Source organism: Pseudoalteromonas sp. SG45-1, from assembly GCF_014164135.1.
GTDB lineage: Bacteria > Pseudomonadota > Gammaproteobacteria > Enterobacterales > Alteromonadaceae > Pseudoalteromonas > Pseudoalteromonas distincta.
Genome location: NZ_JACJEP010000071.1, coordinates 1 through 593 on the forward strand (window position 1 = coordinate 1; position 593 = coordinate 593).

A 593-nucleotide genomic window follows, 5' to 3' on the forward strand; every position below is an offset into this window, starting at 1 on the left:
TAATTCCCTTCGGCTAATGTGCCTGTTGGTGTCGCACTCCAGTTACCATTGGCATCGGTTTGTACATCAATGCTTTGAGTGGCATTTGCTGCATCTGTAAACGTCACCGTGATGGTGCTGTTAGGCGCATCACTGGTGCCTGTCACTGTGGGCGTGCTGTCATTTGTTAATAATGGCGCATCTACACTCACACTTGGTGCTGTGGTATCAATGGTGCCGTTGCCGGTAATATCGGTGCTGTTTCCTGCCACATCGCTGATGTTGGCGGTGATCGTGTACGGCCCTTCTGCCAGTGCAGTCGGTACTTCTACAGAGAAGTTACCATCGGCATCCACAGTGGTGGTAAACGTTTGTGTATTGCCTTGATCGTCCACCACGGTGAAGTTAATAACCGTGCCTTCAACGGCATCACTTGTGCCACTGAGTGTCGGGGTGATGTCATTACTTGAACCAGGATTCGTTAGGATCAGTGTTGGTGCAGTCGTGTCTACTTCACCAGTGCCAGTAGCGGTGGTGTCATTGCCTGCTGCATCGCTCACGCTTGCGCTGATGGTGTATCCACCTTCTGCAATGGCTACCGGTACAGGGATTGA

At 51.4% G+C, this 593-nt stretch carries 1 protein-coding gene; it reads right to left on the reverse strand.

Going from position 1 to position 593, the window contains the following annotated elements; genetic code table 11:
• A partial coding sequence (locus tag H5117_RS20420) for an Ig-like domain-containing protein (protein ID WP_182739025.1) occupies positions 1–593 on the reverse strand: 593 nt, incomplete at both ends.